Genomic DNA, 5,978 nt, shown 5'->3' with positions numbered 1-5,978 from the left:
TTGGCAAAGTGTCTGCCAAATTTCTCAGCCCAAAGTCGCACGGTCTGGTGAGAGACGATGACGCCACGAGCTGCCAGCATATCCTCGACCATCCGCAGGCTGAGCGGAAACCGGAAATAGAGCCAAACGGCATGGGCAATCACCTGCGCCGGAAATCGGTGGCGACGATAAAGAGGATCACGGCAAAATCTGGTCATGCCGCCAGATCCCACATTTTGATCGATGCCCGGTTAACGTTACGGTGCCCTGGCTGGTAGTCGACCCCTACCGTGATTAGGCCGGTTCCCACTTGCCACCTGCCACTTGCCGCTTGCAGCTCTGCACCTTGGCCAGCTCCGCATAGGGAATATGGCAGCGGATCGAGTGGCCCGGATGCGCCTCGGCCAGCGGTGGCTCCTGCTGCTCGCAGATCGCTCCGATCTTGCGCGGGCAGCGTGTGTGGAACACGCAACCGGAAGGCGGATGGGTGGCGCTGGGGATTTCGCCGTCGAGGCGAATGCGCGCCGTCTCGCTCTGGTCGAGCTTGGGCACCGCCGACAGCAGCGCTTCCGTATAGGGATGATGCGGGCCGGCAAAGACGTTTTCGGAAGGGCCGAGTTCCATGATCCGGCCGAGATAGAGCACGGCGATCTTGTCCGAGAGGTAACGCACCACGCCAAGGTCATGCGAGATGAAGATGTAGCTGACATCCTCCTTCGACTGCAGGTCGGCGAGCAGATTGAGAATCGCCGCCTGCACCGAAACGTCGAGTGCCGAGGTTGGTTCGTCGCAGACGACGATGCGTGGGTCGCCGGCGAAGGCGCGTGCGATGGCGACACGCTGTTTCAGTCCGCCCGACAGCTGGCGCGGCTTAACGGTCAGATGTCGGTCGGTCAGCCGCACCGAACGGACGAGATCGTTGAGGCGGGCCTCCAGCGCCTTGCCGCTCAAGCCTGCCAGCCGCTTCAGCGCGCGGCCGATCAGATACCGGATCGAATGCGAGCGGTTGAGTGCTGAATCCGGGTTCTGGAAGACGATCTGCATCGCCTTGATCTGATCGTCGCTACGGTTCTCCAGCCGCAGCGCCAGTGCCTTGCCCTCCAGCTCAATGGCGCCGCCTGCGTCCGACTGCACCAGGCCGAGCAGAAGCCTGGCAAAGGTCGTCTTGCCGCTGCCAGATTCGCCGACCAGCCCGAGCGTCTCGCCTGGCCAAAGGGTGAGTGATACGTCCTTCACCGCCCGTACGGCGTTACCATAGGTCTTGTTCAGCCCGGCGACGCGCAGCACCGGCACGGCTGTCGCCTTCGGCGCAAGCGGCGGCGCATCGCTCGGCGTCGCGCGCGGTAGCGCCTGCGCCTTGTCGTGATGAAAGCAGCGCGACAGCCGGCCGCCGAGATCATAGAGCGGTGGCAATTCGGAGCGGCAGCGGTCGTCGGCAAGCGCGCAGCGATCGGCGAAGGCACAGCCCTTGATGTCAGCACCGATGCCGGGCAGGAAGCCTGGAATGGTGTCGAGACGGCCCTGATCCTTGCGCTGGCCGCCGCGCGGCAAGCAGCGCAGCAGTGCCACCGTATAGGGATGGCGCGGATCGTTGAATACGGCTTCGGTTGGCCCTTCCTCCACCAGCATGCCGGCATAGAGCACACCGACCCGGTCGCACATGTTGGAGACTACAGCGAGGTTGTGGCTGATGAACAGGATCGAGGCCGACAGTTCCTGTCTGAGCTGCGCGATCAGGTCGAGCACTTCGGCTTCCACCGTCGCGTCGAGGCCGGTCGTCGGCTCGTCGAGTATCAGCATCGACGGATCGTTGGCGAGCGCCATGGCAATCGCCACGCGCTGCTGCATGCCGCCGGAAAGCTGGTGCGGATAGCGCTGCATGACGCTGACCGGGTCTGAAATGCGCACCCGGTTCAGCATGGCGATTGCCTTGTCGGTGGCCGCCTGTCCGGTTACGCCGCCGAGCTCGAAGATTTCGGTCAGCTGGCGGCCGACGCGGATCGACGGGTTCAGCGCCTTGCCCGGGTCCTGATAGACCATTGAGACGCTTTCCGCGCGGGCGCGTCGCAGCGCTTCGGCGTCGAGCTTCATGACGTCCTTGCCATCGAGCGAGATCGCGCCGCCGGTGATCGAGCCGTTGCGCGGGAGATAGCGTACGACGGTGAGCGCCACGGTGGATTTGCCGCAGCCGGATTCGCCGACCAGCCCGTAGGCCTCGCCTTGGCCGATGTTAAGGCTGAGGTTGCGCAGTACGGCGCGGTTGCGGCCGGCGACGCGGTAGGCAACCGACAGGTCGGTAAGTTCGAGCGCGTTCTTGGCCTTGGCGGACTTAGTCATTGAGTGCTCCGTGAACGCCGTCGGCCACCAGATTGACGCCGATGACCAGCGAGGCGATGGCAAGCGCGTCGAACAGCACCGTCCACCAAAAGCCGCCGCCCATCATGCCGTAATTGCTTGAGATCGAGAGCGCCCAGTCGGGCGAGGGGGGCTGGATGCCGAAGCCCATGAAGGAAAGCGTGGCGACCGCGAAAATGGCATAACCAAGCCGCACGGTGGTTTCGACCAGGATCGGCGGCATGACATTGGGCAGGATCTCGACGAACATCGTATGCACAGCACTTTCATGCCGAAGCTGTGCGGCAGCGAGATAGTCGAGTTCGCGCTCGGCCAGAACCGCGGAGCGCACGGTGCGAGCGATGATCGGCGCGAAGCTCAGGCCGATGACGACGATCACCGTCGTCTTGGAGGTGCCGAGCGCGACGATGGCGAGCAACGCCACGATCGTCACGGGGATCGCCATGAAGGCTTCGAGGATGCGGCTAATGACGTCGTCTACGATGCCGCGGAAATACCCGGTGAGCAGACCGAGCGCCGTGCCGGCCACCGTCGCCAGCAAGGTCGCCAGCGGTGCGACGGTCAGGATGTCGCGCGAGCCGACGATGACGCGCGAGAAGACGTCGCGGCCGATCTGGTCGGTGCCGAACCAGTGTTCGGCCGAAGGTGGCGCCAGCGCGTTGATGATGTCGTCGGCAAGCGGATCATAGGGCGCGAAATGTTCACCGAACAGCGCGCAGGCAACCCAGAACAGCACGATGGCGAGACCGGTGAGGAAGGTGCCGGAGCGCAGCAGCGAAAACAGCACCTCGGCCAGCGGGCCGCGCTGGCGCGTGTTGTCTTGTGCCGGCGAGGTAGTTTGGACAGCGCTCATTGATCTGACCCCAGCCGGATACGCGGATTGAGCAGGGAATAGAGAAAGTCGGCGGCAAGTGTCGCCACCGCATAGACGATGCCTATGGTGAGGCTTCCGGCTTCCAGCATCGGGAAATCCTTGCCGCGCGCGGCGGTGAAGATCAGCGAGCCGATGCCCTGGTAGCGGAACAGCGTTTCGATAACGACCAGGCCGCCGATGAGATAGCCGGTCTGTGTCGCGATGACGGTGATGGTCGGAAGCAACGCATTGCGCAGCACATGGCGCCAGATCACCGTTCGCCATGGCAGACCCTTGAGCACCGCTGTTCGTGTGTAGTCGGCATCGAGCGCCTCGATCATGCCGGAGCGCGCCATGCGGGCGATGTAGCCGAACAGCACCAGGAACAGCGGCAGCGAAGGCAGGATCAGGTAATAGAGCTGCATGAAGAAGCCGGCATCCTTCGGCCATGCAGCCGAGATCGGCAGCCAGCGCAGCCAGACGCCGAAGATCAGGATCAGGATGATGCCGGTGACAAATTCCGGCAGCACCGTCACCGACAGGCCGCCGAGGCTGATGATACGGTCGAGCGGCCGGTTGAGGTTGAGCGCGGCAACGACGCCGCCGAGGATGCCGATCGGTACCACCAGCACGAAGGCGACCGCCGCCAGCTTCATCGAATTGCCCAGCGCATCGATGACGAAGGGCGCCACCGGCGAGCGGAAGATGTAGGAGGTGCCCATGTCGCCCTGGACGAAATTCGAGATCCAGCCCCAGTACTGGACCAGCAACGGCCGATCGACACCGAGCGTGTGATTGACCACGTCGACGGCACGTTGATCGGCGAACGGCCCCAGTATGGCGCGGCCGACATTTCCGGGCAGCACCTGGCCGCCCAGAAACACCATGACGCTGAGCAAAATCAGCGTGACGAGCGAAAGAGATGTCCGCCTGACAAGGAAGGAGAGAATGGCTGATACTCCTTGTGGAGCCAGCCCCCAGGGAAGGAGCTGGCTGTTTGAGAATTGGCTTTCGCTTCCGCTCAGGATTTCGATGCTTTGTCGAGGTACAGCTGCGACATGGGCGTCGGCTGCACGCCCGTCACGCCTTTCGCGGTCGGCACCAGCGTGTCGTAGAAGTATCCGAAGATAACCGGCGTTTCCTCGAGCAGCAGGTTCTGGATCTTGCCGGCGGCCGCCTTCTGCGCCTCCAGATCGAGGGCCGCGATATAGCTGGTCGCCAGCGTATCGTAGGTCGGGTTCTTGAAGTGCGCCGCATTCCAGGTCCCGTCGCTCTTCAGCGGCGCGGCCACGAAGACGTTCGGCACGCCGCGGTGGGAATAGTCGGTGATGCCCATTACCGAATCCAGCCAGTTCGATTTGCCGAACACCGCATCGCCGTAATAGCTGCCCTGATCGAGGATGTTGAGCTCGATCTCGATGCCGATCTCCTTGACCCAATTCTGGATGAGCTGGGCGTATTCGGGGATTTCCATATAGCGCTCGGTGGTCAGCGTCACCTTGAAGCCGGCGCCGGCGCCCGCCGCTTCCATCAACTGCTTGGCCTGGGCGATATCCTGCTTGCGCTGCGGCACGCTCGCATCGGTCGAAGGGTAGGCTGGAGCGAACGGGCTGTCGTTGCCGGCCACGGCGCGGCCTTTCATCAGACCGGCGACCAGCTTGTCGCGATCGAGGCAGAGCGCGATGGCGCGGCGCACGCGCGCATCCTTCAGCGGGCCGTCGTCGCAGCGCATGTGCAGTTGCTGATGCGCGGACGACTTCAGGCTGATGATATCGAAGTTCGGATCGTTGAGCAGGCCAACGCCACCCAGCGCCGACACTATGTTCACAATGTCTACCTGACCGCCCTGCAGCGCCAGGATCTGCGACTGCTCATCAGTGAAGAAGGTGAATTCGGTGCGACCGGGAAGCGCCTCTTCACCCCAGTAGTCGTCGTTGCGGACAAAGGAGGCCCCGACCTTTGGCGTGTACTTCTCTATTCTGAACGGGCCGGTGCCGTCGAAGCTCTTCTCGTAGTCGCCCTTGTAGCTGGCAGGCAGAATAATGGCGTTGTAATTGTCCGAGGACACCATGTAGGGGAAGTTGCCGTTGGGCCCGTCGAGGTGGAATTCCACCGTGTAGTCGTCGACCTTTTTGGTGGCGCCTTTCTGCAGGATGCCGGTGAACACCGACAGCGCGTTGGATGCATTGGCCGGATCGGCCAGCCGCTCGATGCTGGCGACGACGTCGTCGGCCTTCATCTCGGCGCCGGAATGAAATTTGACCCCTTGGCGCAGCTTGAACGTCCAGACATCACCCTTGTCGTTGGGTTTCCAGCTTTCGGCCAGCATTGGCTTCAGCACCAGGTCGGGACCATCGACGCAAAGGAACTCGCCGACCTGCTGCAATATCAAAAAGCCACCGGTGTCGGCGATGGTGACGGGATCGATTGCAGCCGTCGGCACGGTGACGGCGACACGGATGGTAGCGCCGGGCGCGCCTTGTGCCCGCGCCAGCGAGGCTATGCCCCCTAAGCCCGCGCCGGCAGTTATGCCGCCCAGCAGCGGCAGCGACAGGCCAAGCAGGCTGCCATGGCGGATGAAATCGCGGCGGCTGACACGGCCGTCGACAAGGCCGTCGATTAGATGGTTTTCGAGCGGAGAGCGGTTGCGCCGGATGAGATCGAGAATGCGATAGTTCTTGCTCATGAGTCTTTCCCCTATTGTTCTTTTGTTTCGTGAATGGTTGACGAGTTTCATGGAGTTCTCCCTTCATCGGCCCTCAACGAGAGCCATCGACCGGAACTCCAGCAT

Annotated in this window: 4 protein-coding genes and 1 pseudogene; all 5 read right to left on the bottom strand. The window is 62.9% G+C overall.

Annotation, left to right across the window (positions count from 1 at the left end; genetic code table 11):
* Positions 1-197 (bottom strand): annotated as a pseudogene (locus tag AC1D05_RS35610) (IS6 family transposase); the annotation flags it as partial.
* Positions 198-273: 76 nt separating this feature from the next.
* Positions 274-2,316 carry a dipeptide ABC transporter ATP-binding protein gene (locus tag AC1D05_RS35605; RefSeq protein ID WP_477447642.1) on the bottom strand — a complete coding sequence of 681 codons (2,043 nt, stop codon included), beginning with the start codon at positions 2,314-2,316 and terminating at the stop codon, positions 274-276.
* On the bottom strand, positions 2,309-3,187 hold the full coding sequence (locus AC1D05_RS35600) for an ABC transporter permease (protein WP_477447640.1): 879 nt from the start codon (positions 3,185-3,187) through the stop codon (positions 2,309-2,311). The genes AC1D05_RS35605 and AC1D05_RS35600 overlap by 8 nt, the downstream gene beginning before the upstream one ends.
* Positions 3,184-4,137 carry an ABC transporter permease gene (locus AC1D05_RS35595; RefSeq protein ID WP_477447644.1) on the bottom strand — a complete coding sequence of 318 codons (954 nt, stop codon included), beginning with the start codon at positions 4,135-4,137 and terminating at the stop codon, positions 3,184-3,186. The genes AC1D05_RS35600 and AC1D05_RS35595 overlap by 4 nt, the downstream gene beginning before the upstream one ends.
* A gap of 71 nt (positions 4,138-4,208) precedes the next feature.
* Positions 4,209-5,873, bottom strand: a complete 1,665-nt coding sequence (locus AC1D05_RS35590; RefSeq protein ID WP_477447638.1) for an ABC transporter substrate-binding protein — start codon at positions 5,871-5,873, stop codon at positions 4,209-4,211.
* Between the last annotated feature and the right edge of the window lie 105 nt (positions 5,874-5,978).

It is taken from the genome of Mesorhizobium sp. P2_E9 (genome assembly GCF_056403815.1).
The sequence above is the reverse complement of the archived record's forward strand: the minus strand, read 5'-3'. Positions and strand labels throughout refer to the sequence as shown.

Bases quoted from the DNA above. Each gene is read 5' to 3' on its own strand.
- AC1D05_RS35600 (WP_477447640.1), bottom strand. From the start codon at position 3,187: ATGAGCGCTGTCCAAACTACCTCGCCGGCACAAGACAACACGCGCCAG.
- AC1D05_RS35590 (WP_477447638.1), bottom strand. From the start codon at position 5,873: ATGAGCAAGAACTATCGCATTCTCGATCTCATCCGGCGCAACCGCTCT.
- AC1D05_RS35605 (WP_477447642.1), bottom strand. From the start codon at position 2,316: ATGACTAAGTCCGCCAAGGCCAAGAACGCGCTCGAACTTACCGACCTG.